This window comes from Flavisphingomonas formosensis (assembly GCF_009755815.1).
GTDB lineage: Bacteria > Pseudomonadota > Alphaproteobacteria > Sphingomonadales > Sphingomonadaceae > Flavisphingomonas > Flavisphingomonas formosensis.
In genome coordinates this window covers 136,416-162,450 of record NZ_WRPK01000009.1, presented here as the reverse complement: position 1 = coordinate 162,450, position 26,035 = coordinate 136,416, and the positions used below count along the sequence as shown (strand labels likewise).

29 protein-coding genes, 1 tRNA gene and 1 pseudogene are annotated in these 26,035 nt (G+C 61.5%); 11 read left to right on the top strand and 20 right to left on the bottom strand.

The features are described 5' to 3' along the window. The first annotated feature begins 72 nt into the window (after positions 1 to 72). Positions 73 to 1,827: an amidohydrolase gene (locus tag GQY20_RS22820; protein ID WP_232476204.1), complete on the top strand. Its 1,755-nt coding sequence runs from the start codon at positions 73 to 75 to the stop codon at positions 1,825 to 1,827. A gap of 270 nt (positions 1,828 to 2,097) precedes the next feature. Beyond that, positions 2,098 to 4,263, top strand: coding sequence for a TonB-dependent siderophore receptor (locus GQY20_RS22815; RefSeq protein WP_157219454.1), 2,166 nt, complete (start codon positions 2,098 to 2,100; stop codon positions 4,261 to 4,263). A gap of 24 nt (positions 4,264 to 4,287) precedes the next feature. Here GQY20_RS22815 and GQY20_RS22810 read toward each other — a convergent pair whose 3' ends face one another. Next, positions 4,288 to 6,936 carry a helix-turn-helix transcriptional regulator gene (locus GQY20_RS22810; RefSeq protein WP_198351141.1) on the bottom strand — a complete coding sequence of 883 codons (2,649 nt, stop codon included), beginning with the start codon at positions 6,934 to 6,936 and terminating at the stop codon, positions 4,288 to 4,290. Positions 6,937 to 7,110: 174 nt separating this feature from the next. Then, positions 7,111 to 8,157, bottom strand: a complete 1,047-nt coding sequence (locus GQY20_RS22805; protein WP_157219452.1) for an ornithine cyclodeaminase — start codon at positions 8,155 to 8,157, stop codon at positions 7,111 to 7,113. A 59-nt stretch (positions 8,158 to 8,216) separates the two neighbouring features. Here GQY20_RS22805 and GQY20_RS22800 point away from each other — a divergent pair, with 59 nt between their 5' ends. Beyond that, positions 8,217 to 8,726, top strand: a complete 510-nt coding sequence (locus GQY20_RS22800; protein ID WP_232476203.1) for an Lrp/AsnC family transcriptional regulator — start codon at positions 8,217 to 8,219, stop codon at positions 8,724 to 8,726. 493 nt (positions 8,727 to 9,219) lie between these two features. Here the strand turns inward: GQY20_RS22800 and GQY20_RS22795 are convergent, their stop codons facing one another. The 4 genes from GQY20_RS22795 to GQY20_RS32265 form a co-directional block, all read right to left on the bottom strand. Continuing rightward, positions 9,220 to 9,501 (bottom strand): type II toxin-antitoxin system VapC family toxin, encoded by a 282-nt coding sequence (locus tag GQY20_RS22795; protein ID WP_198351140.1) that lies wholly within the window; start codon positions 9,499 to 9,501, stop codon positions 9,220 to 9,222. Continuing rightward, complete coding sequence (locus GQY20_RS32270) at positions 9,486 to 9,614, bottom strand: type II toxin-antitoxin system VapC family toxin (RefSeq protein ID WP_198351139.1); 129 nt, start codon at positions 9,612 to 9,614, stop codon at positions 9,486 to 9,488. Before GQY20_RS32270 ends, GQY20_RS22795 begins: the two co-directional genes overlap by 16 nt. Further along, positions 9,614 to 9,856, bottom strand: a complete 243-nt coding sequence (locus GQY20_RS22790; RefSeq protein WP_157219451.1) for a type II toxin-antitoxin system VapB family antitoxin — start codon at positions 9,854 to 9,856, stop codon at positions 9,614 to 9,616. The genes GQY20_RS32270 and GQY20_RS22790 overlap by 1 nt, the downstream gene beginning before the upstream one ends. A 107-nt stretch (positions 9,857 to 9,963) precedes the next feature. Then, the gene (locus tag GQY20_RS32265; protein WP_198351138.1) at positions 9,964 to 10,260 is read right to left on the bottom strand and encodes a hypothetical protein; all 297 of its coding nucleotides are present in this window, start codon (positions 10,258 to 10,260) and stop codon (positions 9,964 to 9,966) included. Between the two features lie 372 nt (positions 10,261 to 10,632). Here GQY20_RS32265 and GQY20_RS32260 point away from each other — a divergent pair, with 372 nt between their 5' ends. The 3 genes from GQY20_RS32260 to GQY20_RS22780 all read left to right on the top strand — a co-directional run bounded on the left by GQY20_RS32260 (position 10,633) and on the right by GQY20_RS22780 (position 11,683). Continuing rightward, on the top strand, positions 10,633 to 11,259 hold the full coding sequence (locus tag GQY20_RS32260; protein ID WP_198351137.1) for a hypothetical protein: 627 nt from the start codon (positions 10,633 to 10,635) through the stop codon (positions 11,257 to 11,259). Next, a complete protein-coding gene (locus GQY20_RS32255; RefSeq protein ID WP_198351136.1) occupies positions 11,259 to 11,444 on the top strand; it encodes a hypothetical protein in 186 nt (61 codons plus the stop codon). The genes GQY20_RS32260 and GQY20_RS32255 overlap by 1 nt, the downstream gene beginning before the upstream one ends. Before the next feature lie 152 nt (positions 11,445 to 11,596). Further along, positions 11,597 to 11,683, top strand: a tRNA-Leu gene (locus tag GQY20_RS22780). 184 nt (positions 11,684 to 11,867) lie between these two features. On the opposite strand, the gene GQY20_RS22775 is transcribed toward GQY20_RS22780, so the two are convergent. From GQY20_RS22775 to GQY20_RS22765, 3 genes are all read right to left on the bottom strand, one after another. After that, positions 11,868 to 12,167, bottom strand: a complete 300-nt coding sequence (locus GQY20_RS22775; RefSeq protein ID WP_157219450.1) for a type II toxin-antitoxin system RelE/ParE family toxin — start codon at positions 12,165 to 12,167, stop codon at positions 11,868 to 11,870. Beyond that, positions 12,167 to 12,409, bottom strand: coding sequence for a type II toxin-antitoxin system ParD family antitoxin (locus tag GQY20_RS22770; RefSeq protein WP_157219449.1), 243 nt, complete (start codon positions 12,407 to 12,409; stop codon positions 12,167 to 12,169). Before GQY20_RS22770 ends, GQY20_RS22775 begins: the two co-directional genes overlap by 1 nt. Before the next feature lie 96 nt (positions 12,410 to 12,505). Beyond that, complete coding sequence (locus tag GQY20_RS22765; RefSeq protein ID WP_157219448.1) at positions 12,506 to 12,673, bottom strand: hypothetical protein; 168 nt, start codon at positions 12,671 to 12,673, stop codon at positions 12,506 to 12,508. 466 nt (positions 12,674 to 13,139) lie between these two features. Between GQY20_RS22765 and GQY20_RS22760 the strand changes: the two genes are divergently transcribed. After that, positions 13,140 to 13,844: an IS110 family RNA-guided transposase gene (locus GQY20_RS22760; RefSeq protein WP_198351135.1), complete on the top strand. Its 705-nt coding sequence runs from the start codon at positions 13,140 to 13,142 to the stop codon at positions 13,842 to 13,844. 151 nt (positions 13,845 to 13,995) lie between these two features. Here the strand turns inward: GQY20_RS22760 and GQY20_RS22755 are convergent. Beyond that, positions 13,996 to 15,098 (bottom strand): IS3 family transposase gene (locus GQY20_RS22755; RefSeq protein WP_157219447.1). Its coding sequence is split into 2 segments (ribosomal slippage): positions 13,996 to 14,837 and positions 14,837 to 15,098, totalling 1,104 coding nucleotides; the frame shifts between segments, so codons are not numbered across the junction. Between the two features lie 251 nt (positions 15,099 to 15,349). On the opposite strand from GQY20_RS22755, the pseudogene GQY20_RS22750 reads away from it, so the two are divergent. After that, positions 15,350 to 15,526, top strand: a pseudogene (locus tag GQY20_RS22750) (helix-turn-helix domain-containing protein); the annotation flags it as partial. A gap of 120 nt (positions 15,527 to 15,646) precedes the next feature. Here GQY20_RS22750 and GQY20_RS22745 read toward each other — a convergent pair. Genes GQY20_RS22745 through GQY20_RS22730 form a run of 4 tightly spaced genes read right to left on the bottom strand, consistent with a single transcriptional unit; the run spans position 15,647 to position 19,041 of the window. Further along, entirely contained in the window at positions 15,647 to 16,567 is a 921-nt protein-coding gene (locus GQY20_RS22745) for a phytanoyl-CoA dioxygenase family protein (protein WP_232476215.1), read from the bottom strand. Positions 16,568 to 16,615: 48 nt separating this feature from the next. After that, entirely contained in the window at positions 16,616 to 17,176 is a 561-nt protein-coding gene (locus GQY20_RS22740) for a nuclear transport factor 2 family protein (protein ID WP_232476202.1), read from the bottom strand. Beyond that, on the bottom strand, positions 17,169 to 17,942 hold the full coding sequence (locus GQY20_RS22735) for an SDR family NAD(P)-dependent oxidoreductase (RefSeq protein WP_157219445.1): 774 nt from the start codon (positions 17,940 to 17,942) through the stop codon (positions 17,169 to 17,171). The genes GQY20_RS22740 and GQY20_RS22735 overlap by 8 nt, the downstream gene beginning before the upstream one ends. A gap of 25 nt (positions 17,943 to 17,967) precedes the next feature. Next, on the bottom strand, positions 17,968 to 19,041 hold the full coding sequence (locus GQY20_RS22730; protein ID WP_157219444.1) for a Rieske 2Fe-2S domain-containing protein: 1,074 nt from the start codon (positions 19,039 to 19,041) through the stop codon (positions 17,968 to 17,970). Between the two features lie 91 nt (positions 19,042 to 19,132). Between GQY20_RS22730 and GQY20_RS22725 the strand changes: the two genes are divergently transcribed. The 3 genes from GQY20_RS22725 to GQY20_RS32245 all read left to right on the top strand — a co-directional run bounded on the left by GQY20_RS22725 (position 19,133) and on the right by GQY20_RS32245 (position 21,158). Further along, positions 19,133 to 19,948, top strand: a complete 816-nt coding sequence (locus GQY20_RS22725; protein WP_157219443.1) for a helix-turn-helix domain-containing protein — start codon at positions 19,133 to 19,135, stop codon at positions 19,946 to 19,948. Positions 19,949 to 20,179: 231 nt separating this feature from the next. Beyond that, the gene (locus GQY20_RS33090; protein ID WP_198351134.1) at positions 20,180 to 20,485 is read left to right on the top strand and encodes an alpha-L-rhamnosidase C-terminal domain-containing protein; all 306 of its coding nucleotides are present in this window, start codon (positions 20,180 to 20,182) and stop codon (positions 20,483 to 20,485) included. A 409-nt stretch (positions 20,486 to 20,894) separates the two neighbouring features. After that, a complete protein-coding gene (locus tag GQY20_RS32245; protein ID WP_198351133.1) occupies positions 20,895 to 21,158 on the top strand; it encodes a hypothetical protein in 264 nt (87 codons plus the stop codon). A 524-nt stretch (positions 21,159 to 21,682) separates the two neighbouring features. Here GQY20_RS32245 and GQY20_RS22715 read toward each other — a convergent pair. The 6 genes from GQY20_RS22715 to GQY20_RS22690 form a co-directional block, all read right to left on the bottom strand. Beyond that, positions 21,683 to 22,141, bottom strand: a complete 459-nt coding sequence (locus GQY20_RS22715) for a MaoC family dehydratase (RefSeq protein ID WP_198351132.1) — start codon at positions 22,139 to 22,141, stop codon at positions 21,683 to 21,685. Next, positions 22,114 to 22,587: an alpha/beta fold hydrolase gene (locus GQY20_RS32240; RefSeq protein ID WP_198351131.1), complete on the bottom strand. Its 474-nt coding sequence runs from the start codon at positions 22,585 to 22,587 to the stop codon at positions 22,114 to 22,116. The genes GQY20_RS22715 and GQY20_RS32240 overlap by 28 nt, the downstream gene beginning before the upstream one ends. 227 nt (positions 22,588 to 22,814) lie before the next feature. After that, positions 22,815 to 23,225 (bottom strand): EthD domain-containing protein, encoded by a 411-nt coding sequence (locus GQY20_RS22705; RefSeq protein ID WP_157219442.1) that lies wholly within the window; start codon positions 23,223 to 23,225, stop codon positions 22,815 to 22,817. Between the two features lie 165 nt (positions 23,226 to 23,390). Further along, positions 23,391 to 24,152 (bottom strand): SDR family NAD(P)-dependent oxidoreductase, encoded by a 762-nt coding sequence (locus GQY20_RS22700; RefSeq protein ID WP_157219441.1) that lies wholly within the window; start codon positions 24,150 to 24,152, stop codon positions 23,391 to 23,393. A gap of 125 nt (positions 24,153 to 24,277) precedes the next feature. Next, positions 24,278 to 25,054, bottom strand: coding sequence for an SDR family oxidoreductase (locus tag GQY20_RS22695; protein WP_157219440.1), 777 nt, complete (start codon positions 25,052 to 25,054; stop codon positions 24,278 to 24,280). Positions 25,055 to 25,078: 24 nt separating this feature from the next. Further along, positions 25,079 to 25,858 carry an SDR family NAD(P)-dependent oxidoreductase gene (locus tag GQY20_RS22690; RefSeq protein WP_157219439.1) on the bottom strand — a complete coding sequence of 260 codons (780 nt, stop codon included), beginning with the start codon at positions 25,856 to 25,858 and terminating at the stop codon, positions 25,079 to 25,081. Positions 25,859 to 26,035 lie beyond the last annotated feature (177 nt).

The following is a 26,035-nucleotide window of genomic DNA, read 5'->3' as shown; positions in this document are numbered from 1 at the left end:
CATGCGTGGCACGCCGCAACCCACTCATGCTTGTGTCAGGCCGAACCGAACCCTCGCGAAAGGATATCACGGATGACCAGCGTAGCCGCCCTGCCCCGACTTGCCCGCCTCCTTCGCGGCACGGCGATGGGGCTCGCCCTTGCTTTCCCATCCGCGGGCATTGCGCAGGTGACGGCCCGGGCGGCCCCGGCCGACCTCATTCTGCTGCACGGACGGGTCTACACCGTGAACGACGCGAAGCCTTGGGCCCAGGCAGTTGCCGTCACGGGAGGCAAGATCGTCGCGGTCGGAAGCGATGCGGAGGTGGAGCGCCTCCGCGGCCCCAAAACCCGCGTCGTCGGTCTCGGCGGCCGGATGCTGATGCCGGCATTCGGCGACGCGCACGATCACCCGGTGTTCGGCGGCATGAGCTATGCCCGTTGCTCGCTGCACGACGGTCACTCGGTCGACGATTATCGCCGGATCATCAAGGCGTGCATCGCCAAATCGCCGGGCACCGGAACGATCTACGGCACTGGCTGGGAAGACGGCCTGTTTCCGCCCGACGGCATTCCGCACAAGGAAGTGCTCGATGCACTGTCCAGCGATCGCCCCCTGATCTTCGTCAACACGGGCGGCCATGGATCATGGGTCAATTCGAGGGCGCTGGCACTCGCCGGCATAACTCGCTCCACGCCCGATCCGGTCAACGGCAAGATTGACCGGGATGCCAATGGCGAACCGATCGGCGGCCTCGAAGAATCCGCTCAGTTGCTGGTCGAGAAGCTGATTCCGCCCGTCACCCCGCAGGATCGGCAGGATGCAATCCGCTACAACGTCAAACTGTTCAACGGGCTGGGGATCACCGCCTGGCACGATGCGATGCTGGAATGGCAGCGCGGCGGCACCAGCTTGGATCTGGACGCTTACAAAGCGGTGCGCGACGCCGGTGGGCTGACAATGCACACCGTCATGGACATCAAGTGGGACAATGGCCGCGGGCTCGAGCAATTGGCCGACATCAGGAGGGTCTCGGCAACCGCAAAGGCCTACGGATTCGCCGCCAACGGCGTCAAATTCTTCGTCGATGGCGTTATTCCGCAGCAGACCGCCGCCATGATCGCGCCTTATGAGGGCAGCGCCGAGAAAGGCGAGGTGCAGATCCCGCTCACGGGATTGGCGGATGCGGTGACGCGGATCGAATCCTTCGGCATGCAGCCACACTTCCACGCGATCGGCGACGGAGCGGTACGCGAGGCGCTCGATGCGGTGGCGTCGGCCCGCAAGACCGACGGGCGCATCGACACGCGCCCGATGATCTCGCACCTCAACGTGATCGATCCGGCAGACCAGCCGCGCTTCGGCCAGCTCGGCGTGACCGCAATCTTCCAGCCACTATGGGCGGTCAACGAACCCTATATGGACCTGACCAAGGCGAAGATCGGCCCGACCCGCTCGCGCTACATCTATCCGGAGGCTGGCGTGCTTAAGGCCGGAGGCAAGATCGCCTACGGCTCCGATTGGTCGGTCGCTTCCGCCAATCCGCTGGAAGGCATAGAGACCACGATCACCCGGATGGCGCCGGAGAGCACACGCGAACCGCTGCTGCCGGAACAGGCTGTGTCGCTGGAGACCGCGCTCAAGGCCTACACGCTCAATGTCGCCTATGTGAACCATATGGACGAGACAACCGGATCGATCGTGCCCGGCAAGAGCGCCGACCTGATCGTGCTCGACCAAGATCTGTTCAAGATCCAGCCACGCGAGATTCATCGTACGAAGGTGCTGGTGACCTTGTTCGAAGGGCGCGAGGTGTTCGGCTCGCTGGCGACGCTGCCGCCGCGCTGAGGGCATCGAACACACGGATGGTCGCAGGCACTGATTCCGTCGAAAAGCCGGAGGGCGCTGATAGGAAGCATGGAGGCGGGCACGGCGGGGAAAGCCCGTTGCGCGGGCAATTACCCAAAAGGAGTGGACGATTACCCGTCGCCCATGTGGCGGTTCGATGACAAGGCGGCTCTAGTAGCGAAACACCGATGATGCCGGCCGGATCGATCCGGTACAGAGCGATCACAGTTTCGCAGGATTTCGTCTCGACCATCAAAAGGGGGCGTCGATATGCATATCCAGGTTTCCAGCCGGCTGCGCGGAATTGCGCTGACGAGTACAATCCTGACCGGCCTGGTTGTGCCGGCCATCGCGCCGGCGTCGGCGCAGTCGACGGTGGCCTCGCAGGTCGCCGTGGCATCCCAACCGAACGCCGACGAGGGTGATATCGTCGTGCAGGGCCTTCGCGCCGTAACCGCGACCAAGACCGACACGCCGCTGAAGGAAGTGCCGCAGTCGATCAGCGTGGTGACGATCGACCAGATCATCGAACAGGGCGCGCTCACTCTCCAGGATTCCCAGCGTTATGTCGCGGGCGTCACGAATGCGGGCACTGATACGCGCGGCGATTTCAGCGCGATCCGCGGTTTCCAGTCGGTCATCTTCCTCGACGGACTGAAGCGCAACTTCGGCTATGTCTATTTGCCGCAGAGCGAGGTTTACACGCTCGACCGGGTCGACACGCTGCTCGGGCCATCGGCGGTTTTGTACGGCGCGGGCAGCGCTGGCGGTCTCATCAACATGACCAGCAAGCGGCCGTCCTTCCAGTTCGGTGGCGAGGTCACGGCGAGCTACGGCACATATGATCGCAAGCAGGGACAAGTCGATCTAACCGGTCCGCTCGGGTCCAATATCGCCGCCCGCCTGACCGCAGTGGTGCGCGATTCCAACACGCTGACCGATCATCTTCCCGACAATCGCGTGGTGGTACAGCCATCGATCATCTGGCAGCCAACGGCAGACACCGATATCACGCTGCTTGGCCTGTATCAGCGTGACAAGGTCGGCCCGAGCAATTTCCTGCCGATCACAGCCTCGCTCGACGCGTCCGCGGCAACCCCGCGCATCCCAAGCTCGCGCAACATCGGCGAGCCCGACTTCGACACCGGCACCAAGCGCGACATGTCAGCGACCTTGCTCGTGAACCACAAACTCTCCGACGCGGTGAGTTTCCACAGCGGCACGCGCATAGAGCATGACAAGACCAGCTACGGCCAGTTCTTCCAGTCGGCTTACAGCTTCGCGCCTTTCTTCGATCCTCAGACCGGTCTGTACGACGCCGCACAGCCTTATCCCGACAGCAGCGGCAAGTTGGTCGGGCAGGTGCCGCGTTCCGTGTTCGGATTCCGCGCGCGTTACACCAGCGTCACGACCGACAATCGGGTGGAAGCGAACCTCGACACCGGCCCGTTCAGCCACAAGATCGTGGTCGGACTGGACTATCAGTGGTTCAAACAGCTCGCGCGGCAGGCGTTCGAAGCGACGACGCCGATCAATATCTACGATCCGGTCTATGGCAATTATCCGGAGCCGACCTTCCTGCCGCAGACCAGGCAAACGCTGAAGCAATTCGGTGTCTATGTGCAGGATCAGATCAAGTTCCGCGACCTAGCCTCGCTCGTGGTAGGCGCCCGTCACGATAACCTGCGCACTTCCAACACGGGTCTGCCGAGCACCAACGACAATGCGATGACCTATCGTGTCGGCCTCTCGGTGAACGTCACGCGCACGCTATCGCCATATGCGCTCTATTCTGAATCCTTCCAGCCGGTGGCCGGGCTCAACCAGTTCAATCAGTCCTTCAAGCCGTTCTTCGGCAAGTCCTACGAATTCGGTGTGAAGTGGCAGCCGCTGCCCACGACATTGGCGCGTGCGACCTATTACCACATCGTCGAGAACAACCATATCGTTCCCGACAAGGACAACCCGCTGGTTTCGGTCCAGGCGGGCAAGCAGACGGCCAAGGGTTTCGAGTTCCAGCTCGACCACCGGCTGCGTCGCGACTTCACGCTGACCCTCGCCTATTCGTATAATTCCGCCCGCAATACCGGCGAGCGGCTGCAGGCCGAGGGGCTGCCCAAGAACACCGCCAGCGGCTATGGAGTGAAGACGTTCAAGCTGGACGGCGATACCGACCTGAAGATCGGTGGCGGCGTTCGTTATGTCGGCAAGCAGGGGTCCGGCGATCCGTCGAACGCCTTCCTCGTGCGGCGCGTCATAACGCCTGATTTCACCTTGGTCGACGCGCTGGCAGAAGTGAATCACGGGCGCTGGACGCTGCAGGTCAACGCCACCAATCTGTTCGACAAATTTTATTATGCGCAGTGCAGCCAATATGCCTACTGCGTTCCCGGGGACGAACGGCAGGTCATCGCCACGCTCCGCTACCGGCTCTGAAGCGAGGGACCGCGCCGTCCGTCTTCAGACCGTCGGCGCGATCAGTCCGCGTTCGCTGGAAACCCTGACCGCGTCCTGCCTTCGGCTCACACCAATCTTACGAAACACGGATTTCAGATGATATTTGACCGTGTCGGGCGACATGCCGATCAGGCGCGCAATCTCCTTGTTCGAGCAGCCGCGACTGAGATGGTCGATGATCGCGACTTCCACCTCGTTCAGCAATCCTGGACGCTGAACCTTGTTATGTCGTTCGCTCACGCCCTTACGTAGCGATTGAAGGAAGCGATCGCGCAAGCGATTGATACTCGGCTCCGCCGTCAGGGCGTCGGCGAGCAGCGGCGGGACGAACAAAGCAGCATCGAGGAACGGCTGCTGCACTCCCTGGTACATCGCGACACCGATAGCTTCGTCGAAAGCTGCGCGCGCGGGTATGCGTTCTCCGATCGCCCGGTAAGCCGCGGCCAGCAAAATGCCGACGTCTATCAACAGCCGCCCGGCGCCATGCCTGCTGGCCCATTGCCGCAACGCCTCGAGTTCGGGGATCGCTGCAGTCGGTTTGCGAACAAGGTTCAGGCGCGCGCGACACAGCGCCGCCGCCACTGCGACCGGACGGTAGCGCGGCGACTCCAGCGCCATTTCGTCCGCCAGCAGATCGAGTGGCGCCGACAGCTGAACCGCCTCCCCGCCATCGGGCTCCTGCTCGATTGCTACTTCCAGCGCACACAATTGCGTGAGCAACTCCAGCTGTTCGAAGCCGCGTTGGCGGGCGAGCTGGCAGCCCCGCGCCGCAAGCGCCGCTACATCATCCACGGCGCCGACAGCCGCGGCCGCCCGCATGGCCGTGCAGTAAGCGGCGGTGTGCACGTCGACCCAGCCGTCCGAACGTTCCATATGCGGCAACGCCCAGTCGAGCAGCTCGAGCGCTTCGCCGATATCGCCCTGTTCATACAGCAATTCGGCCTGGAAGGCGGCGCAATTGGCGGCCAGATCCGAACGGTCGCCGAAGCCGTCCCGGATCAGTGCCGCTGTTACCTCCAGGATCGCCATTGCCTCCTTGTGCCGGCCCTGCGCGCGCTTGATCCGGGACTCGACAAAGCGCGTGAAGACGTCGCTATAGAGCGATCCGATCGCCTGGTAGTGGTTTCGCGCGGACAAGGTGGGTTCTAAAGCGCGCTCCAGCCAGCCTCCTTCCAGATACTTGGCGCCCAGCGTTTCGCTGATATTGCCGATCACCAAGTGATCGTCGGCCGGCAGAGTCCGGAGCAAAGCTTCGCGCGCCAGCAGATCATCGAAATCGACCGGCGCATTCTCGTAGTCGGCAAGTGTCTCGCCTACGACCATGATCTCGGAGCGCAGATCTGGCGGCAATTCGCGATCAATCTCGGCATCAGAAAAGCGGTTGAAATCGCTGCGAGCCCGCCCCAGTTCGCCGCGCTTCATCTGGAGATACACATAGACGAGCAGCAGGCGGGGCCTGGCTTGCACGATGTGGGACGAAATTCGTGCAAGACTGCGTTCGACGATCACCTGCAAGCCCGCCGGTATCAGACGCCAACCCCCTGCCATCTCCAGCACCAACGCGATCAGTTCCTCATCCTCAGACATGATCGCGTGGTTGAGCGCGTCGACGGGCTCGCCCCGCCGGCCGAACCATTCCGCGGCACGCCGGTGCAATGCGCGGAACAGCGTGGGATCGCTGCGCGCCAGCCGCTCCCGCAGATAGTCGGCGAAAAGCTGGTGATAGCGGTAGGATTGGCGATCGGCGGCGGGCACCAGCAGGACGCCCTGCTGTTCGAGCCGCTCGAGGACCACCCAACCGTCCTGGCGATCGCATAGCAGGTTGACCGTATCGCCAGTCAGGCGATCGAGCAGCGCGGTGCGGATCACCAAAGCCTGGCTCTCGGCCGGCAGGGTCATCAGCACCTGTTCCGACAGATACCGGGCAAGATCGGGCGTGGCTCCCGTCACCCGCCCGATGATCTGGCTGCGATCGATCCCGCGCCTGAGCGAAACATACGTGAGCTGGAGCGCAATCGGCCAGCCCTCCGTCCGCTCCATGATCGCGCGCACATCCTCGCCGCCGAGGGCGACCTCGCCGGTACGCGCCAGCATGGCTTCCGCTTCCGGATTGGAGAACCTCAGGTCGTCGGTGGATAGTTCCAGCAGCTGATCCTCGGCGGCGAGGATTGCCTGGTCGAGCCTTGGATAATCCCGGGTCGCCACAACGAAATGACTATTGGCCGGCGCCAGGCGAATTAGCGCCTTCAGGAATTCACTGACCTGCGGATTTTCGGCGCGATGAAGGTCATCGAGGATGAGCACCACCCGTCGCTCGTCGCGGCGCAGCGCGTTGATGATGGCCGACAGGATCGCGCGTGGCGGGGCGTCGCGGCCGGCTTCCAGCTCATGCAATCGGCTGTCGCCGCCGTCGATCGCGAGGGCGACATATTGGCCAAGGCGGCTGACGTCGCCGTCGTCGCTGTCCAGCGTCACCCATAAGACACGCGTCTTGCTGTCGGAGAACCGCTGGCGCCATTGCGACAGGAGGCTGGTCTTGCCGTATCCGGCCGGTGCGTGGATCACGGTCAACCGTCGGTCGAGCGCCACGTCCAGCCGATCCAGCAGCCGATCGCGCCGAATTTGGTTGCCCAGCCAGACCGGCGGCGCCACCTTGGTGTAGATCAACTCGAGCCCGTGAGACACTGATACTCCGCCCGGGCCGCCTGCCATGGCGGCGTCATCCGCGGAGCCTACCTAGCCAACGGCTCCAGCTCAAGGGTCGATCGGTGAGGTTCGCCGCGCGCGCCATCGATCTGCGCTCTGACATCGTCGGACCATGCCGCGTCAGGCGGCGCGCTGCAGCATCCCGAACAGGTCGCGGGGATCGTCCGGGTCAGCCAGCATATCGATCAGCTGGTAGAACTGGCTGCCTTCGATCCGGCCGAGAACATAGCGCAACGCCGAGAAATCCTCCGTCGCGAAACCGACGCTGTCGAATAAGGTGATCTGCCGCGCGTCGCGCCGACCCGGCATCTCCCCAGCCAGAACCCGCCAGAATTCGGTGACGGGATAGGCGCCGTCCATCTGCTGGATCTCGCCCTCGAGCCGCGTCTGGGGTTCGAACTCCACGAACGTGGTCGCACGCGTCAATATGTCGCGATGCAGTTCGGTCTTGCCAGGACAATCGCCGCCGATCGCGTTGATGTGGATGCCCGCGCCGACCATGTTGTCTGTCAGGATCGTCGCATAGGATTTGTCAGCGGTGCAGGTCGTGATGATGTGCACGCCTTCGACCGCCGCTTGGGCGGTGGTGCAGGTGACGATCCGAAGTCCGCTCGCCCCGAGATTTCGCTCGGCCTTGGCGGTTGCCGCCGGGTCGATATCGTAGAGCCGCACCTCCGTGATGCCGACCACCGCCTTCATGGCAAGCGCCTGGAATTCCGCTTGGGCGCCGTTGCCTATGATCGCCATCACCGTCGCGCCCGCAGGCGCAAGCCGCCGCGCGACCATCGCGGACGTGGCGGCGGTGCGTAGTGCGGTCAGCAAGGTCATTTCCGTCAGCAACAGCGGATAACCGGTATCGACTCTCGCGAGCATGCCGAAGGCGGCGACGGTCTGACAGCCGCGCGCGGCATTACTCGGATGCCCGTTGACATATTTGAAGCTGTACAGCGTACCGTCAGTCGTCGGCATCAGCTCGATCACGCCCTGGACGGAATGTGACGCCAGCCGCGGTGCCTTTTCGAACAAGGCCCAGCGTCCGTAATCCGCCTCGATCTCGTCCGTCAGTTCCGCTAGCACCTGCTCGACGCCGATATGGTGAACCAGCCGCATCATGTTTTCGACGCTGACAAACGGCACAAGTGCGAGAGGGGAGGCGGACGGCGGCATGGTCGATCCTTTCCGGGGGAAACGCTGCTAGGCTATGCTGACATCAGAACAGCCGCCATATGCAGAGGCACTGGGCAAGCCGGCAGTTTTTGCGCAATATGTTCAGCATGACTGATCAAATCGACAAAGCGCTCAAGAAGGCGAAGTTCATCCCCGACGATCTCGACCGTCGTATCATCGCCCACCTCCGCATCGATGGCCGCGCGCCGGTATCGACCATCGCCGCCGCCCTCGACGTCGCGAGAGGAACCGTACAGACGCGCCTTGAACGACTACTCGCGACCGGCACCGTGATGGGATTCACCGCGCGCATCCGCGACGACTATGACGATCGCACCGTTCGGGCGGTGATGCTGATCGAGGTGAGAGGCAAGTCGACGACTCAGGTGATCCGCCGGTTGAGAGGTATACCGGAGGTGCACATGCTTCACACGACCAATGGCAGCTGGGACTTGGTTGCCGAGATACGCGCGGGAAGTCTGACGGATTTCGATAGGACACTTCGAGAAGTCAGAATGATCGACGGAGTGGACAATAGCGAGACCAGCCTCCTTTTGAGTTCGGTTTAATGGTGACTAACCGCTTTGCGTTGGTTGATCGGCAACTTTCGTCAGAAACTGCGATTAATAGTTGAGGAGCTCTCGCGGCAAACTCAGATCACGGAATGGCGAAAGGCTAGCCGGAGGGGCGCCGCCGATCGATGTCGTCCATCGTGGGATTTCCCATCATCTCTGTGTTCGCGCAAGCTATCAACGCGACCGATCATTCTGGCGCCTCATATCCTTTACGAGCAACATGGAGAGATTTTCGTCGATGCATTCGTCGTCGAACATGGTGGCATCAAACCAGCAGATGTCGGGCTCAAGACATTTGCCGTCCGCACATTGCGGAACATTTTCACCATGCCCGAAGAGGTGCGCGTCTGTTCGGAGTTCAAATCGTCCGATCCACGCTATTCTGAAAGGATCCTCGCCGTCATAGGCGCTTGAAGATGGCGCCTACGCGGCGCTCGAGGTCGTGCAGGCTCGCAGTTCACGCAGGATCGGTGGCGGCGGGTACAGTTCAAGCGGTCTCGATGTCCGTCTTGGGAAAATCATCTCCCTTGTACAGGAGCGGCACGCCGGCGTGGCGTGCAAAGGCATAAGCGAAACAGTCACCGAAATTCAAAGCCGCCGGATGCCGCGACTTTCCATAAGTGTCATAGGCTTGGATGGCGAGGTGCCGCGCTGCGGGCTCCACAGGAATGATCGCGATTTCTGCAAGAATGAGAAATTCTTCGACGGCTTTCGCAGCCTCGAGGATTGGGAGGCCCAACACGCGCGCGACCGCTAGGGTCGTTTCCAAACCGCGAGCGCCGAGCTGATCCGTTTCCCTCTCTTCTGCATGCGCGCGAGCAGTTCGGGGCCATCTTCCTCGCTGGTCAGGATCGCGGTCAAAGCGGAAGCGTCGATGAACATCATTCTTCGCCGTAGAGTCCGTCGATAGAGCTTTTGTCCGCGGGTTGTCCGCCCGGAACCGCGCGCGCGCGCAACGTCTGAGCAAAGTGCATGCCCCGTTCTACGAAACTGCTCTGCGCGCCTTCGCGCTCGAGTTCATGAAGGAGGGCGCGACGAACGGCCTCGGTCTTGCTCACGCCATGAAGAGACGCCACCCGTTCGGCGAGACGGTCCACCTCGACATCCTTGACATAGAGCGCCATGAGATATCCTCCTTGGGATATCTCATATCCCATAGGTATATAAACGTCTATCTTCGCCCGCGTGCTTCTCGACGAGAATGCGAGGAAATTGGCAGCCCGTGCTTCTGTCAGGACGACGTCGCCATGACTTGAATGGTGGTAGAGTGCGCTCGCCGGCGGCGACCCGAGGCTTCGAAAGCCATAAAGGAGCCAAGGGAGCGGGCTTCGGGTGCGGTTATGACGAGGACGTCGTTTGTCGTCGCTGTGTAGAAGCGCGGTTCTCCAGCGCCGTCGAACACGAGGCGCTTGGCCTCCCACGCGCCTGGCAGGCATCGCACCACCGCGAAGGCAAGGCCGTGCTCGATGCAGAACGCCTCGAGACCGTCCAGGCGCCCCCAGGCGATCTCGGTGCCGGCAGACGGCAAGCTCCACGTCTATCGACGGGAGGGAAGCCGTTTTTGGCAGTGCTCAACTTATCTCGGCAGCCGTAATCACCGCGAGACGACGAAGGAAACGAACCTCTCGCTGGCGGTGGAGTTCGCCAAGCAATGGTATCTCGAACGGCTGGTTGAAGAACGGAACCGGCGGCGAGGACGTGTCTCGCCGCTGCTGGATGGACCCGTTCAAGCCGTGCAACCGGTTCAGTTTGTTCCACCGTCGCGCCCGAGCCGGCTCGACGGCGACGCTCTAAAGCTTCCCCTGGGCCGACCTTCGCTGATGCTTGCGATGCCTTCAGACTCGAATATGAGATTATCACGCACGGCGAGCGCAACGCCGAGTACGTCGCGCAGAAGTTCATGCATATCGACGTGCCTCTGCTTCCTTTCTTCGGAGCGGATACCCCCATAAGCGATATTTCGGCTGGTAAGGTGCAGGAGTATCGCGTTCACCGGCAGACCTCCCGGATCGACCCCAAGACCGGCAAAGCGAAGAAGCCCGCGCGAGCGGCATTGCACGGTGAGACGGTGACGTTGCGGCAGGTCCTCAAAACGGCGAACCGCAAGGGTTGGATCGACGCGCTCCCCGACATGACGGCTCCGTACAAGTCGTCTGGGAAGGTGGAACATCGGGCCTGGTTCTCGCCTGACGAATACAAGACGCTCTATGAGCATACGCGCAAGCGGGCGCGGAATCCGCCCAAGCCCCGCTGGAAGGCGGAATGCGAGAATTTCCACGACTACGTGCTCTTTATGGGGAATACCGGCTTGCGGCCAGACGAGTCAGCCCGGCTCGAATTGCGTGATGTGCAGATCGTGAAAGACGAGGCGACCGGAGAGCGCATCCTTGAGATCGAGATGCGCGGCAAGCGCGGCGTCGGCTATTGCAAATCCATGCCCGGTGCGGTGATGCCGTTCGAGCGCATCCGCAAGCGCAAGAATCTGATGCCCACGGGCGTATTTTTGGAAAGACGCCGCGAGACCTGATGAACACGGTGCTGGACGAACTGAATCTCAAGTTCGACCGGGATAACCACATTCGCACCTGCTACAGTCTGCGCCACACCTATATCTGCATGCGCCTGCTTGAGGGTGCTGACATCTACCAAGTGGCCACGAATTGCCGAACCAGTGTCGAGATGATAGAAAAGTTCTACGGGCAGGCATCTTAATAATAAGATCGACGCTTCTGCCGTTAATGTCCGCAAGCCTAAATTAAAACAACAGCGAAACCCAAAAGCCTAGCCGAAAACTTTGAAATCGTGCATAATCCACGCCTTCCTTGTTGCAGGTTCAATCGGAGACGCTATAGGGTTAGCCGAACGGGGGCGTGGCGGAACTGGTAGACGCAGCGGATTCAAAATCCGCCATTCGCAAGAATTTGTCGGTTCGAGTCCGACCGCCCGTACCATCTCAGCATGCGCCGAAACGCCCCTGAACAGGGGCTGGTGCATGCGCCGAGCGGCGATAGGGAAACCGCACGGCTGGTCCGCCGCTTCGCGAAATGCCGGAGGAACCGGAGGCATGGTGGCCATCAGACGACCCGAAGGGGGGCGCGGCCATCGCCGCTAACGGATTCGCGCAGCCATGCGCGCTTATTCTTCCATGTCGTTCAGCCAATCCTCTCGCCCATGGCGGACGCGCAGGATGAGAATGCCGCCGTCGGACAGCATATCGTAAAAAATGAGATGGGATTGAAATCGGTGCGCGCGCACCGGCGGTGTCAACTCACGACGCAACCGCACTGACCTCGGGTTCTCCACCAGGAACTCGAAGCTGCGGATCAGCCCATCGCGATAGGCAAGGGCTTGCTCGATCCCGAATGTTTCGACCGTGTAGACTGCAATCGCTTCAAGGTCGCGCTCTGCTTTACCCGACAGTTTGAAGGAAGGCATCAATTCCCCTGCGAGCGTGCCACGGCATCAGCAAAGATCGCATCAACGCTACGCGTGCTGATCCCGCTGGCCCGTCCCTCATCGATAAGGGCCTGCATGGATGCGATTTTTGTGGCACGCTCCTGATCGCGCCGGATCAGGTCACGCACATAATCACTGGCGTTACTGTATCGGCCGGTCTCCGCTTGCCCCTCTACCCACAGCTTCATGGGGTCGGGCAAAGAGATGTTCATCGTCGCCATTCGAAACTCCTACCTCTGCAGTAGGATACCGTTTTGGCAAAGTTTGTCAATTTCTAATGGCGCAGAGGGGCATCCGAAGGTGGCGTGGCAAGCCCTTCAATCCTTCAGATTGTGCCTAGCTGGTGACTCCGACGAATCGCCGCCCAGTCCCTGCTCTTCGGCGATATCCAGCGCCAAGCTGAGATGGCAGGCGACCTCCGTCGCCTCTGCCGCGTCCAGCAAATCCAACGCTTCCCGCATCAATGCGACCGCATGCCGCGCCATGGCGGATGCCTCCTTTGTCTGTTGCATGCGTCGACTATAGCTCCGTTGCCATATCAGGGGTCATGAACCATCGCCGATACGGATGCATCGGGGATAGGGTGGATGGGGGCTTGGGTTTGCATGGCCATGCCCTGCCGGTGCCCTTTGCAAGACCATCACGGCTTCTCGTGGATGAGCGTCTAAGGCAGGCCCGCCAAGGGTAAACCCAGCGCCCGCCAGGTCGGGCTTGTGCAGCTCCGCTCCCTCCGGGCGCAACGCGGGGTGTGACCCTCGGCTCGGTGGCCTGCCTTCTCATACTCCTCACTAAGCCGCGAGATGGTCTCGCGGCGGACCACCAAAGGAGCAGAACATGACCACTCGAACCAAAGCCAAACCCACCCACTGAACTGATGCCGTGGATGCCCCCTTCGGAGGCGTCGTAAGATGCCGACCAGGGCCATTTTGGCGCCGTGGAAGGAGATGGCATATGGCAGACGTTCATATCCTTGCGATCGACCTGGCAAAGCGCAGCTTTCAGGTGTGCGCGACAGATCCGGGCGGGGCGGTTCTATTCAACCGGACGGTTTCACGAGCGAAGCTCGAACAGCTGCTCGGCACGCAGCAACCATGCATCGTGGCGATGGAAGCCTGCGCCACGAGTCACTTCTGGGGCCGATGTGCCCAGAGTCACGGACATGACGTGAGGTTGATCCCGCCGATCTATGTGAAGCCGTTCGTCAAGCGGCAGAAGAACGACGCAGCCGGCGCGGCGGCGATCGCCGAGGCGGCTCTGCGTCCGAACATTCACTACGTGGCGGTGAAGAGCGCCGAGCATCAGGCAAGGGCCGTGTCGTTCCGAACCCATCAATGTTTCGTCCGGCAGCGCACGCAGCTGATCAACGCATTGCGTGGCCATCTGGCGGAGTTCGGCCTGGTCTTTCCGCAAGGCCCAGCACATCTTAAAGCCGTGACCGGTACGCTCGCCGAGGCAGGCGACACGGTGCCCACCAGCGTGACGGATATCGTCCGGCTCTTTCTCGAGCAGATCGAGTTGCTTACCCAGAAGATCGATGATCTGACGCGCGGACTTCGCGACACGTCGCGGGTCAGCGAGGACATGCGCCGCCTCTGTGGCGTGCCGGGCGTCGGTCCGGTCACCGCCGGCGCGATCCTGGCATTCGCGCCCGACTGACGTGACCCCCTGATTTTCCTCCAAGAGTGATTAGAGTCCGGCCTGATATGCACTGCTACCCAACTTTGGATCGCCCGGCTCTAGAGTTTTCCGCCTGGCTGATCCGATACCATTGTCTGGACCACCCGGGGTTAGAGTTTCCCGGCCAGGTTCACGGTGACGGGCTGGGTGCGTCACCGGGATTCATGAGCGTGATCGGGGGCTTGTTGCCGATGGCACCGTGCGGCCGATCCTCGTTGTAGTATCTGCGCCACTCCTCCAACTTTTCGCGGGCATCTGCAAGCGTCAGGAACCAGTGGGTGTTCAGGCACTCGGACCGGAAGCGCCCGTTGAACGCTTCGATGTAGGCATTGTCCGTCGGCTTGCCGGGCCGAGAGAAGTCCAGAGTGACGTCGTTCGCGTACGCCCACAGGTCCAAGTCCCGGCTGATGAACTCGGAGCCCTGGTCGACCCGGATCGTCTTCGGATAGCCGACCACGGCACAGGTCGCCTGGAGGGTCTGGACGACATCTTCGCCGCGGTAACTGAAGCGCGGATCCAGCGCCGGTGAGAACCGCGAGAACGTGTCGACCACCGTCAGTACGCGGATCTTCCGACCCGTCGCCAGCTGGTCATGGACGAAGTCCATGGCCCAAACATCATTCACACGGGAGGCCGCGCAGCGGTCTTCCCTCAGCTTTGCCTTCACCCTGCGCTTGGGCGTCTTGTTGCGGAGCTGGAGACCCAACTCGTTGTAAATCCTATGCGTTCGCTTCATGTTGATCTCCCAACCTTCACGGCGGAGAAGAACGTGGACGCGGCGATACCCGTAGCGGACGCGCGTCTCGCAGATCTCGCGGATGCGGGCTTCAATGCCGGCCTGCTCGCGGCGGCGGGATTTGTAGTGGTAGGTCGAGGTGTCCATCTCCAGAACCCGGCAAGCCCGGCGGATCGACACGCCCCAGTCACTGCGAACCCCGTTCACCAGCTCGCGTTTACGAGCAGGCCTCACAACTTTCGGCGGATGACATCCTGCAGCATCTCCTTGTCGAGCGACAGGTCCGCCACGAGCTTGCGCAGCTTGGAATTCTCGTCCTCGAGCTGCTTCAACCGGCGCATCTCCGGTGGCAGCATGCCGTCGTATTTCTTCTTCCAGTTGAAGTAGGTCGCCTGGCTGATCCCTGCCTTGCGGTAGATGTCCGCGACGGGAACGCCGTCCGCTCCCTGCTTCAGAATAAACGTCTTCTGGGCGTCTGAGAATCTGGATGCCTTCATCGTTCTTCGCTCCTCCCAGCCAAGGGAGTTTACGGCGAAAAACTCTAACTCCAAGCGATCCAGTTTTCCGGGATCAGATCAGAGCGGCTTCACCACCATGCCTTCTGTCATTGGGCGTGTAATTCTCCGCGAAAGTGGGCTTTGAAAATTCCCTGATTGTTGGAGCTGGTTGCCCAATGAGCCGGGGTTAACCCCGGCTCATTGGGCAACGCCAAAATCGGCGCGCAGACCTCCCACGGGAGGCGGTGCCGATGATCCGACTTGGAGAAGCCATGATGATACTGGAGTTGCACCGGCAGGGGCTGTCGGTGGCGGCGATCGCTCGGCGGACGGGCCGCGATCCCAAGACCGTCTGCAAATACATCGAACGCGGCGTCGAGGTGCCGGCCTATAGGGTGCCTGTGTCGGCATCATCCCGAGCGCCCCGATCGAGGCGACGTTCGCGATATAGCCGCGCATCCTAACCGCCGCCCGCGAAACGAACGCCGTCTCGGCGAACGCATAGTCCCGGCGCAAACTTGCCGCCCTCCCGGCGCCCCTGGAAAGGATCAAGCACCTCTATGCATTTCCGGAGTAAAGCGTCTGTGAAAGTTAACGTTGCCCCGCGGATCGTAGCGTGAGCGCGGTTCAAATCGGCCATATGCCGAACCATATGCGTCGAAGCCCATCATTCGCTTTTCATCGTCGGTGAGCTTGGGATACACTTCGTCGTGCACCAATGCAGGATAATTGTCCTGTGGTCTGTAGAAGTGCACGCAGTAGACGGTTGCGATCGAACGACGCTGCGCCTGCGATTGTGAGAACCATTGGGAGTGCCAGGTGCGACTTTCCCAGATGACCGCTGACCCGGCTTCCGCCCGCACCGCGTGCAACTCGCCGCCACTGCTGTCCACTAACGTGTCGTAGGGCTTTGTAAAATCGGGTGAGCTCAGGTTGTGACTGCCGGGGATGATCCTTGTCGATCCCATATCCGGCTCATAGTCGCTGAGACAGCTCATGACGTTTATCAAGATCGGAAATGGTGTTCGAAAGGGGACCGGCTGCTGATCGACGTGAAGCACCTGACGCGCACCACCCGTACGCAGGATCATTCCGGTTTGCGAGCTAAGCACGAAGGGCTGTCCTTCGAACATCCGCTCGCAATAGGTCAGCGCGACAGGGTGAAGCATCAAATCACGGAACACTCTGCCCTTGTTCGGTAGGAAGCTGACCTTCTGATAGGCCGGCGGTCTTGCTTCGTCGGCCGCTCCGATAAAGGCGTCGTTGCCGGCATGGCCTTCTTCAGAAAGCTCGGCGAGGCCATGATGGCGCTCCATCCGCGCCTGCTCGTCAAGTCGGTCCCACAGCGCTTCGCGAAGATCCGACGACAGGAAGTTTCGATGCACCGTATATCCAAACTGCCGAATGTTTTGGACGCCCTCTTCAAAATCGCTGGTCGATATTTCGGCCTCGGTGGGTGTGTCTAGCACTTTCAATCGCTCTTCCTGTTGTTGCTTATGTGCTGAACTCGGTGCAGTTCATGTTTCGCGGGCTGCACGGTCCGCGGCGAACATGTGCAATCGACCGTATGTAGGATCATCTGCTCCGGCCGCGCCGATCGCCACACCGGTCGAGCCGAAGTCATCAACGGCTCCCACACTGCGATCCTCGATGGAATCGAGCACGAAGAAACGGTGCGCGAAACGCCACGCGCCGTCCCGGCGCTCATAGCGGTCTGCATAGCGTCCCCAGGCTATGAACTCGCGTTTGTGATCGGTGGTGAGATGCCAGGCGCGGGCATTTACGATGCCTTCCGCCTGGTCACCGTCGATCAAGAACAGGGTGCTCAGCATGACATGCGATGTCGCCGACCAGTTCGCCATCATCGAAGGCAGCCAGTCGATGTAGTCGGACGCGGCGCCTACGAAGTAAGGACTATGATCATCGATGCCGTCGTCGTGGTAGAGCGTGCGCAGCAGTGCGTAGTCCCGCCGATCCACCGCATGACCATATGCGTCGACCAAACGCCGCAGTACGGCCTGATTGATCACCTCATCGTCGGGCAGGGGACGTGGGCACAGTGTCGGCGACTCAGACACCGAAGCCTCCTGCAACCGAAATGGTCTGGCCTGTGATATAGTTGGCGTCGTTCGATGCGAGATAGACACACGCACGTCCGATGTCCGCTGCCTTCCCCCACCGCTTGATGGGCAGCATCGCCTTCACTGCGGCTTCCCAAGCCTCGTCGAAATAGCCTTCTTCCTGTCCGATCTTGAATTGACCGGCATCGATGACACCCACCAGCACGGAGTTGGCGCGGATCTCGTGCACGCCCTCCTCTTTCGCAATTCCTTTGATCAATGCTTCGTTGACCGCCTTGGGCGCCACCGAGAGGCCGTCGAGATGCGGCCACCAGTCGTGCCCCGCCGAGCCCAGATGAACAAAGGAGCCACCGCCGTGCGAGCGGAAATGCGGGATTGCAGTTCGTGCGGCGTTGTAAAAGCCGAACGCCTCGATCTCGATCGATGTGCGAAACAAATCGGGCGTCCAACTCGCGATTTGAAGCTGCTGCACCACCGGACCCGCGCCCCAAACGAGAGTATGAATGCGGCTGTGCGCCGCGATCGCGTCAGCAAAGCCGGCTTCCACCTGGGCGAGTTCGCGCACATCTGCTTGGTGGATCGTCGCCTTGCGGCCAAGCGCTATGATCTCGGCAGCGGCTTCCTCGGCTACGTCCCGCTTCGAACGGTAGAAGATAGCGACATCGACGCCCGCGCGCGCGAAGTCGACTGCGACACCCCTGCCGATGCCCCCGCTACCGCCGAACAGCGCAACTGCGCCCTCCGGGAAATCACGTTCAATCACTCGACAACTCCTCTCAGGTCACTTTCTATTCGGCTGCATGAAGATCGGGCGCTCCGGCTACGCCGCTGGTGTAATGGACGCCGTTGGCTCGCGCCTGATACTCCGCCGCCTGCGCCCGCGGATTGTAAAACTGGCGATACCAAGCGCGCGAGCGCGGGAAGGGTCCGTCGGTCGGCAGGCGCAGGATATGGATCGCCGGCCCCTTGGTGCGCCAGATCGCAAAATCCTGCGCGAAGGCGGCGAGGCCGAGATCATGATAGGACTTGTTCATCGCCAGGTCGGCCTCGCTGTGCGGCACCGACTGGCCGCGCGTGATCAGGCCGTGCCAGATCTGTGTGACGCCATCCTCCTTGGGCGTGTGCAGGATGATCTGCACCGCATCGGTCTCGCCGCTGTAGCGCGCGATCAGGATCCCCGGCCCGGTATAGGTCGCGTCGCTTTCGAGGATGCCGTCCTCGCTCGTGGTCATCGTCTCATGGCCGCCGCCGGAGCGTTGCCGCGCAGTGACGCCGTCGAAGATATTGTCGAAATAGGCCATGATCTGACCGTGGATCGGCCCGAAGTGGCGGGCGTCGCCGATATTGTCGACGATCTCCTGCGGATGCACGGGAATGGTCCCGAGATCGTCGAACGTGCAGCGCACCCAATAAGGGTCGTCCCACTCGGGCAGCGCGGGCAGCGCATAATCCGGCGCGCCTTCCTCCGGATCGTGCCAGGCGAAGACACAGCCGAACCGCTCTTCGACCGGATAGGACCGCACCTTCGCCGCAGGTGGCAGCGGCCCTTTGAAATAGGGTACATGGTCGCAGCGCCCGTCCGATCCGAAACGCCAGGCATGATAGGGGCAGCGGATCGAATCCCCCTCGATCCGGTTGGCCGCAGCGCCGGAGGTCTGCTCCGCCGCGAGATGTGCCTGCATGTGCGGGCAATAGGCGTCGAGCAGCACCGCGCGGCCGGATTCGCCGCGATAGATGACGAGGTCGCGGCCGAACATGCGGAGCGGTGTCGGCCCGCTTCCGACCTCGCTCGCAGGGGTCACCATGAACCAGCCCCGCGGGAAGGTGAACTCGCCGAGCCTATATTCTGCCGTGGTTGCCATGCTTCCTCATCCTGTGGCGATCGACTGTTCGCTATCGATTAGCGGTCGGCCGTTTCGGTGACAGCCCGGTCTTATGTTATGCGATCATACGATGATCGATTTTAATCAGTTAGTGATCTGGGAGAAGAAAATGCCGCAAAAGCATGGCCCCGCGGTCGCGACGATCATGGAAGCCCTCAGGCGTGAACTGAAAGGTCGCGGTATCCGGGTCAGCGATCTCGTAACCCGGCTTGGTGTGGCAGAACCGACTGTCCGGCGCTGGCTACGCGGGCAAGGCTTGACGCTCGACAGGCTGGACCGGCTCTGCGCCGCAGTAGGTGTGGACATGCGCGACCTCGTCGCGCGGGATGATGCGCCGCGTGAGAGCTTCACGCTGTCTCAGGAGCGCGTTCTAGCGGCCGATCGCGGCCTTGCGCTTACTTTTTTTGCAATACTGCAGGGCGCGCAACGCGACGATCTCGAAAACGATTTCGGCTTCCCCACCGAACGGCTCATGGCCAACCTTCGGCGCCTGGAACGGCTCGGCCTGATTGAAACGACGCGATCGGGAATGCTCCGCGCAAAATTGCGTCGTTCGGTCGCTTGGCGACGCGGTGGGCCATTGGCTGTTGCGTTTGAGCGGACGGTGAAGCCGCTTCTCTTCTCGCAGAATTTTGGCTCGCCCGATGCGCTGTATGTGTCGAACATGGTGCGCCTCACCCCATCCGGGCGAGCGCGAGTGCAAGCGCTGTTTGAAGGGCTGCGCGACGACATTCTGCTTATCGCCGGCCAGGAACAGTCGGCACGGCTTGACGGCCGTGATTGGAGCGGGGTGCTAATGATGATCCGTCCCTTCGAGAACGCCGAGATGACCGCAGAATGGCGCGATGGTGGTAGAGCCAAGGAGACGGGCGATGGACGCTCCTAAGGTCGCACTGCCGTCGGGATCTGCAGCAGCTTGATCCCGGCTAGGTGACCGCAGGCAGAGGTAGCTACACCGCTTGTTGATCCAGCCGCGCCCGCGCCTGCAGGGCAGCTTCGACAGCTTGGCAATAGTGGATTGCTCGGCGTCATCAGACCCGACCGGCGCCCCGGCTCCTAGTCACCTGGAACTGAAGTAAGTTGTAGTGCATGCTGGCTCTGCTAATGGGAGCTTGGCATGGCGAATGCGGATTATCTTTCGGCGGCCGGTCTGATCAAGACGGACTGGCGCTTTGACGGCGATGAATTAACGCTTGCGGTCGAGCTTCCCCCAAATGTGAGCGGCGAGGTGACACTGCCGGGCACGAAGCGCCAGATTCGCAGGAACAGGCTGCCACTGCCATCGACCAGCGCTTCGCAGCGGAGCGAGGGAGGGACGCAGATTGACATCGGGCCGGGCCGCTCGAGCAGAAGAATGGGGCCATTGTCCGGCGTTTGGTGGGCTACGGCAGGTTCGTCGGCGCGGAGGCGACGGCGGCATTGACGCGCCTGTACGATGCAGTGCGGCTCCACGGCAATTTGTTCCAACCCTCGTTCAAGCTGCTGGAGAAAACCCGGATCGGCGCGCGCATCTCAAGCGTTATCATCCACCGGTGCCGCCGGCCGCACGCGTTCTGGCTCATCCCGAGGTAACCGCGGTGGACCAAGGCGCGACTTAACCGGGTGCTGGAAACGGCCGATCCCGTGATGCTGTTCGCAGGTATCCGGGCAGCGCAGGACGATCTGGGGAAGCGAGTTGATCGCCGCGGGCTGAATGCCAAGCCAGACGACCTGTCACCGTCGACTTGCAGCGCTTTGCGGCAAATCTGGAGACAGCCTGGCAGGCAGGTGAGACGAGGCCGACACATCGGCGTCCTTATCGACGGGTCAAGCCTATCCCCAAAAGGCCGAGCATGCTCGATCCATTCGAGGCACAGATCCGGGCGTGGTTGGAGGCCGATCCAGCAATGTCGGCAGCGGAGATTTTGCAGCGGCTGATGAGTGCGGATCCGTCACGCTTCACGAAGAAGAACGAGCGACTGGCGCAAAAGGCTGTGAAGGCATGGCGCGCCGAAATTATCGGGCAGATCATTCTCGGCGGGGAATGGATGAAAAGTGCCGCGATATCTTCACCCGCTGCAGCGGGTGAAGATATCGCGCATCTCATGACCGCCTAAGCTCGGTAACAATCTTCGATGAGGCAACAGGAGGGGGCAGATCCCCAGTTCGCTTGACATTTCAAACGGGATTGCTTTTGGCAAGGATTGTGCCGTCAGTTGATTATCGGCTTCTAACCGTGGGTATGGCGAAAGCGGACGTTGGTAAGCGGCCCCGAACCTGAGTTCCGGTACCGGTGCGGTACACCGCACATGGTTCGCGACCACCGACGATCTTTCAGTCGCCTGGATTTCACCGGTTGTGTGCCGACGGTCGTCTCGGTTGCCGACATGGGGCAGCAAAAGCTGGATGGAAAGATCTGATGCGGCACCGTGGCATCTGAGCGCAGCCGGAAGGGCGCGCTTCCTCGCCGTGCTGAGCAGATCACGGGCGATGGAGGATCTGCTCACCCGCTTCGATCCTCGCATGGTAAAGCAGGTCAGATCTTTCCGAGGATCACCATCGACAAAACTGCCGCGTGGGCTGCCGCCCGGCATGGATCCGGTCAAAGCTTACGAGATCAACGGAGCCGCAGTCGGCGGCGTCAGGCAAGCTCGAGCATCCACCAATCCGCGATCAAGGCCGGACGCGGGGCACCATCAACCTCGATGGTGCAGCCGAAGCCGATCATCCACCCCTTCGAATGTTCCCTGGGCGAAAGCATCTTCGCGCGCAGCCGGATGCTCGAGCCGGCGGAAACGGGCGATACGAAGCGAATCCCGTCGAGGCCGTAATTCACCACATGCCCGCTCAATTCCACCAGCTCAAGCAACATCGCGGGAAGCAGGGACACGATCAGGAACCCATGCGCGATCGTGCCACCGATCTCCCGGGTCGCCCGCTCGACATCCACATGGATCCAGTTTTTGTCGGCCGTCATATCAGCGAAGCGGTCGATGTCGGCCTGACTGATCTGACGCCAGGCTGACGGCCCGAGTTCCGCACCCATCATCGCCCCAAGATCGTCGGGAGACATCATCGTCGACAACTCCGCCGCCGCCATGTTTTCAAATACCATAGCTTCGAGGCACGCTGGCCGGCGAGCGCAGCGGGTCGAATTCCTGCGAGGCGCCAGCGTCGCGTCAAGCCCACGGGTCCGGTACTTGGCAGGACATAGCCACCCACGATCGGACGCTCCAGCCCCAGTCGCCCGACGAGATCGAGGAGATCCTGGCCTAATGCAGCCTGTTCGCCTGAGCGGAACGTCGCGGCATGGAGAAATGTCGTTTCGCCATAGCCGCGCAGATAAGGCACGATCACCTGAAAGCCATCCGCCGCCAGCAGCGGGCTCACCTCGCCATAACTGCGCGCATCGTAGGGGAAGCCATGGAGCAGGACGACAGGACGACCAGACGGGGAGCCTGTCACATGATAAGCGAACCTCAGGAGAGGCGTCTCAACGAAGCTGACGGGCCGCCCCATATTTTCACACCCCTTGCTGTTGGACACCGGAGCGATCATTGCACGGCGCAGGCACGGCAGACGAGCCGAGTGGATGGCAGGTAGGACGGTCGAGGCACTCACGTCGGACCAAAGCGACCTGGTGGGCGGTCATCAACAGAAAAAGTCCGCCCCGGCACAAGACCGATGCCTCGTCGAGGCTCTCGGGCACGGAAATCAGCTCCAGCGCATGGTCCGGCTCGGTGATAGAGCCGGTCATCAAATCTCCGGGAGCCTCAGGGAAGAGCCGGTTCGGGCTCTTTCGTAAAGGCGACGCCGGTATCCACCTCGTCGCAAACGATCATCACCGTTGCACTATCGTCTAGAAACTTCCTCTCGTCTTCTTTCAAGATCGGCTGGATGGCCGGATCGTTGAAGATCCGTCCGATTTCCTCGACGGCAGCCATATCCTTCACGCGCATTTCCGTGATCGCGTCGTAACCGATATCGTAAGGCGTCGGGCTACTGCCCTCTGGAACATTGCTGGGGTCAAGCGCAGCGAATGTCGGATAGTTGCGATGATAGCCGGTGAGCAGATGGCCGACATATTTTTGCGCAAAACGGGCATGGCTGTTTTCATAATGCTCCCGAAACTGTTCGGGCGTGATCCCCTGCTTGCGCTTCAGAAAGAAGATGAGCTTGGCCATCAGGAAATCCTTTCCTCATTGGGGCAGCACTGCGACTCGATCGATCCCGCCTGCATTACCGAACGGATTAGGGAAGAAGTCTGCGCATGCCATCCGCGACCGGCTCGATCGACAGCCATCCGCCTGCATGGAGAAAACCGCCTTCCGCTCGAGACAACCGGAGCATCAGGCTGTGAAACCTCCGTCCACGATCAGCAAGCTACCTGTGGTGAAGCTGCTCATCGGTGAGGCAAGATACAGCGCGGATTGCGCGATCTCGTCGGCGCGGCCGTGACGTCCCATCGGGATCATCGAGTTCATCAGCGCCGTGGCGTCGCCGCCGCCTATCAGCACGCCGAAGTCCTTCTCGATGCCGGTCTGGAAGGCGTTATCCACGGGGCCCGGGTGAAGCGTGTTGACGCGTATGCCGCGGCTTGCGACCTCCTTGGCCAGCGAACGCATCAGCCCGATCTGCGCGTGCTTCGCTGTCGCATAGGCGTAGACGCCGGGGCTGCCGCCGAGGCCGGCGACGCTTGAGGTGATGATGATGCTGCCGCCCGCACTCATATGCGGCAGGGCATGCTTGCAGCCGAGGAAGCTCCCACGCACGTGGACGCGATAGACCGTGTCCATCGCATCTTCCGGATATTGCTCGATCCCGCCGATCGGCCCGGCATTGCCAGCATTGCAGAACAGCACGTCGACCCCTCCCCATCGCGACACCGCGGCGTCGACATAAGCCTGGGTCTGACCGGCATCGCCGACATCCGCGGCCTGCGTTGCAAGATTCTCAGAGCCAAGCGCCTGCGCCGCCTCGGCCAGCGCCTCCTCCTTCAAGTCGACGATCAGGACCCGAGCACCCTCGGCGAGGAACAGCCGCGCCGTTGCGAGCCCGATGCTGCCGGCTCCGCCGGTGATCACGCAGACCTTGTCCTGCAATATGGCCATTTTCGTTCGTCTCCTTCGTTCGATGCGGACTAGCATCGGCCTTTGACCGGCGACATCCGCCATCTCCCGCGATCCGCTCGGAAGCGGGTCACAGCATCGTCGCGTCGCACCCAGAGGCAAATCGGCTACATGCCTGCCAGTGCCGAGGTACCGCCGCCGTCGACGACGAACTCGGATCCGGTCGAGAAGCTCGCCTCGTCGCTGGCGAGGAATGCCGCCATGGCGGCGACCTCCTCGGGCCGGCCGAGCCGTCCCATCGGCACCATCTCCATCAAAGACCGATGCAGGGCATCGGCCGCCGCCTGATCGGTCTGCCACGGCTTGAAAATAGGGGTCTCGGTCGGGCCCGGGTGGATGGAGTTGCAACGGATCGCGAGGCCGCGCCGGGCGAAATCGACTGCGATCGATTTGGTCATCAGCCGCACCGCGCCCTTGGTAGCCGAGTATCCGCAGTCGCCTGCGGTCGCGAGAATCCCGGCGTTGGAAGAGATGTTGATGATCGATCCGCTCGCACCGCCCGGATTGCGCTGCATCGCCGTGCCGCCATGCTTGCAACCGAGCATGACGCCGGTCACATTGACCGCGAACAATCGGTTCCAAGCCGCGAGATCGATCGTCTCCAAGGCACCGGTGCCGAGAATGCCGGCATTGTTGACCAGAACGTCCAGCCGGCCATGCGCCGCGACCAAATCGGCGATGACGTCGATCCATTGCTGCTCATCGGTCACGTTGTGCAGGACGAATCGGCTTGCCGTGGCTTGCGCCACCGCCGCTCCCGATTGAGCGTCGATGTCGCCGAACATGACCTTGGCGCCTTCCTGCGCGAAACGCGCCACCATCGCGGCGCCGAGCCCAGATGCGCCGCCCGAGATGTAGGCTACCTTACCGTCCAACAGTCCCATGATGAAGTGCACTCCGCTTCATGCTTATTGGACGTGTCCCAGCGATTGCGAATTTACGAGCAGCCCCGCGGTCCATGCACCATCCACCGCAAGCTCGGCACCGCTGATGTATGAAGCTTCGTCGCTCGCGAGAAAGAGGCTTGCTTGCGCTACCTCTTCAGGCTGGCCCACCCGACCGAAGGCGATGGCATAGTCGCGTGCCATTTGAGCCGAATCGAGGGAGCCGTCAGGATTCAGCATCGGAGTATCGATCGCGCCCGGATGGATCGAATTCACCCGGATTTTCCATGCGGCAAGTTCCAGCGCAGCGGTCTTGCTGATCCCGCGGACGCCCCATTTGGTGGCATCATATGCTCCCATGCCCGCAGTACCTCGCAACCCGTTGACCGAAGAAATATTGACAATCGATCCTGATCGCCGCGCCTTCATACCCGGAATGACCGCCTTCATGCCCAGGAAGGCGCCGATGAGATTGATCGACAGCAGCCTCTCAAGATCGGTCTTGGCAGTTTCCTCAATTGCGCCATAGAAGGTCGCAGCGGCATTGTTGACGAGGATATCGATTGGGCCAAATCGTGCTTCCGCTGCAGATATGGCGCGAAGCCAGGCATCTTCGTCCCGAACATCAAGTAAACAGAAGCAGGCTTTCTCGCCAAGTGTGTCGGCGAGCGCTTGCCCCTCCTCCGCTAATATGTCCGCGATCACGACGTTGGCGCCTTCCCGCAAGAATAATTGCGTTGTCGCCGCACCCTGCCCGCGCGCCGCGCCCGTTACGAACGCGGTCTTCCCCTCCAGCCTAGCCAACGGCAAATCTCCCAAGATGAAGACCTATGCTGCTATCAGGTGTCCGTTCAGGCCGGATGACGCAGGCTGCGATGAATCATCGCCTGAGCTGAGATTCATCGATACGAACAAGCGGCTCCGATCGGAAGCATGACAAGCTCGCCACGCTCATGGAGATCACGGACTGCAGGACGAGTA

What these genes read in the sequence shown, in the direction of transcription:
- GQY20_RS22820 (WP_232476204.1), top strand. Translation starts at nt 73, where the DNA reads ATGACCAGCGTAGCCGCCCTGCCCCGACTTGCCCGCCTCCTTCGCGGC.
- GQY20_RS22815 (WP_157219454.1), top strand. Translation starts at nt 2,098, where the DNA reads ATGCATATCCAGGTTTCCAGCCGGCTGCGCGGAATTGCGCTGACGAGT.
- GQY20_RS22805 (WP_157219452.1), bottom strand. Translation starts at nt 8,157, where the DNA reads ATGCCGCCGTCCGCCTCCCCTCTCGCACTTGTGCCGTTTGTCAGCGTC.
- GQY20_RS22800 (WP_232476203.1), top strand. Translation starts at nt 8,217, where the DNA reads ATGCAGAGGCACTGGGCAAGCCGGCAGTTTTTGCGCAATATGTTCAGC.
- GQY20_RS32270 (WP_198351139.1), bottom strand. Translation starts at nt 9,614, where the DNA reads ATGTTCATCGACGCTTCCGCTTTGACCGCGATCCTGACCAGCGAGGAA.
- GQY20_RS22790 (WP_157219451.1), bottom strand. Translation starts at nt 9,856, where the DNA reads ATGGCGCTCTATGTCAAGGATGTCGAGGTGGACCGTCTCGCCGAACGG.
- GQY20_RS32260 (WP_198351137.1), top strand. Translation starts at nt 10,633, where the DNA reads ATGCATATCGACGTGCCTCTGCTTCCTTTCTTCGGAGCGGATACCCCC.
- GQY20_RS32255 (WP_198351136.1), top strand. Translation starts at nt 11,259, where the DNA reads ATGAACACGGTGCTGGACGAACTGAATCTCAAGTTCGACCGGGATAAC.
- GQY20_RS22775 (WP_157219450.1), bottom strand. Translation starts at nt 12,167, where the DNA reads ATGCCTTCCTTCAAACTGTCGGGTAAAGCAGAGCGCGACCTTGAAGCG.
- GQY20_RS22770 (WP_157219449.1), bottom strand. Translation starts at nt 12,409, where the DNA reads ATGGCGACGATGAACATCTCTTTGCCCGACCCCATGAAGCTGTGGGTA.
- GQY20_RS22765 (WP_157219448.1), bottom strand. Translation starts at nt 12,673, where the DNA reads ATGGCGCGGCATGCGGTCGCATTGATGCGGGAAGCGTTGGATTTGCTG.
- GQY20_RS22760 (WP_198351135.1), top strand. Translation starts at nt 13,140, where the DNA reads ATGGCAGACGTTCATATCCTTGCGATCGACCTGGCAAAGCGCAGCTTT.
- GQY20_RS22730 (WP_157219444.1), bottom strand. Translation starts at nt 19,041, where the DNA reads ATGGCAACCACGGCAGAATATAGGCTCGGCGAGTTCACCTTCCCGCGG.
- GQY20_RS22725 (WP_157219443.1), top strand. Translation starts at nt 19,133, where the DNA reads ATGATCGATTTTAATCAGTTAGTGATCTGGGAGAAGAAAATGCCGCAA.
- GQY20_RS33090 (WP_198351134.1), top strand. Translation starts at nt 20,180, where the DNA reads ATGGCGAATGCGGATTATCTTTCGGCGGCCGGTCTGATCAAGACGGAC.
- GQY20_RS32245 (WP_198351133.1), top strand. Translation starts at nt 20,895, where the DNA reads ATGCTCGATCCATTCGAGGCACAGATCCGGGCGTGGTTGGAGGCCGAT.
- GQY20_RS22715 (WP_198351132.1), bottom strand. Translation starts at nt 22,141, where the DNA reads ATGGCGGCGGCGGAGTTGTCGACGATGATGTCTCCCGACGATCTTGGG.
- GQY20_RS22705 (WP_157219442.1), bottom strand. Translation starts at nt 23,225, where the DNA reads ATGGCCAAGCTCATCTTCTTTCTGAAGCGCAAGCAGGGGATCACGCCC.
- GQY20_RS22700 (WP_157219441.1), bottom strand. Translation starts at nt 24,152, where the DNA reads ATGGCCATATTGCAGGACAAGGTCTGCGTGATCACCGGCGGAGCCGGC.
- GQY20_RS22695 (WP_157219440.1), bottom strand. Translation starts at nt 25,054, where the DNA reads ATGGGACTGTTGGACGGTAAGGTAGCCTACATCTCGGGCGGCGCATCT.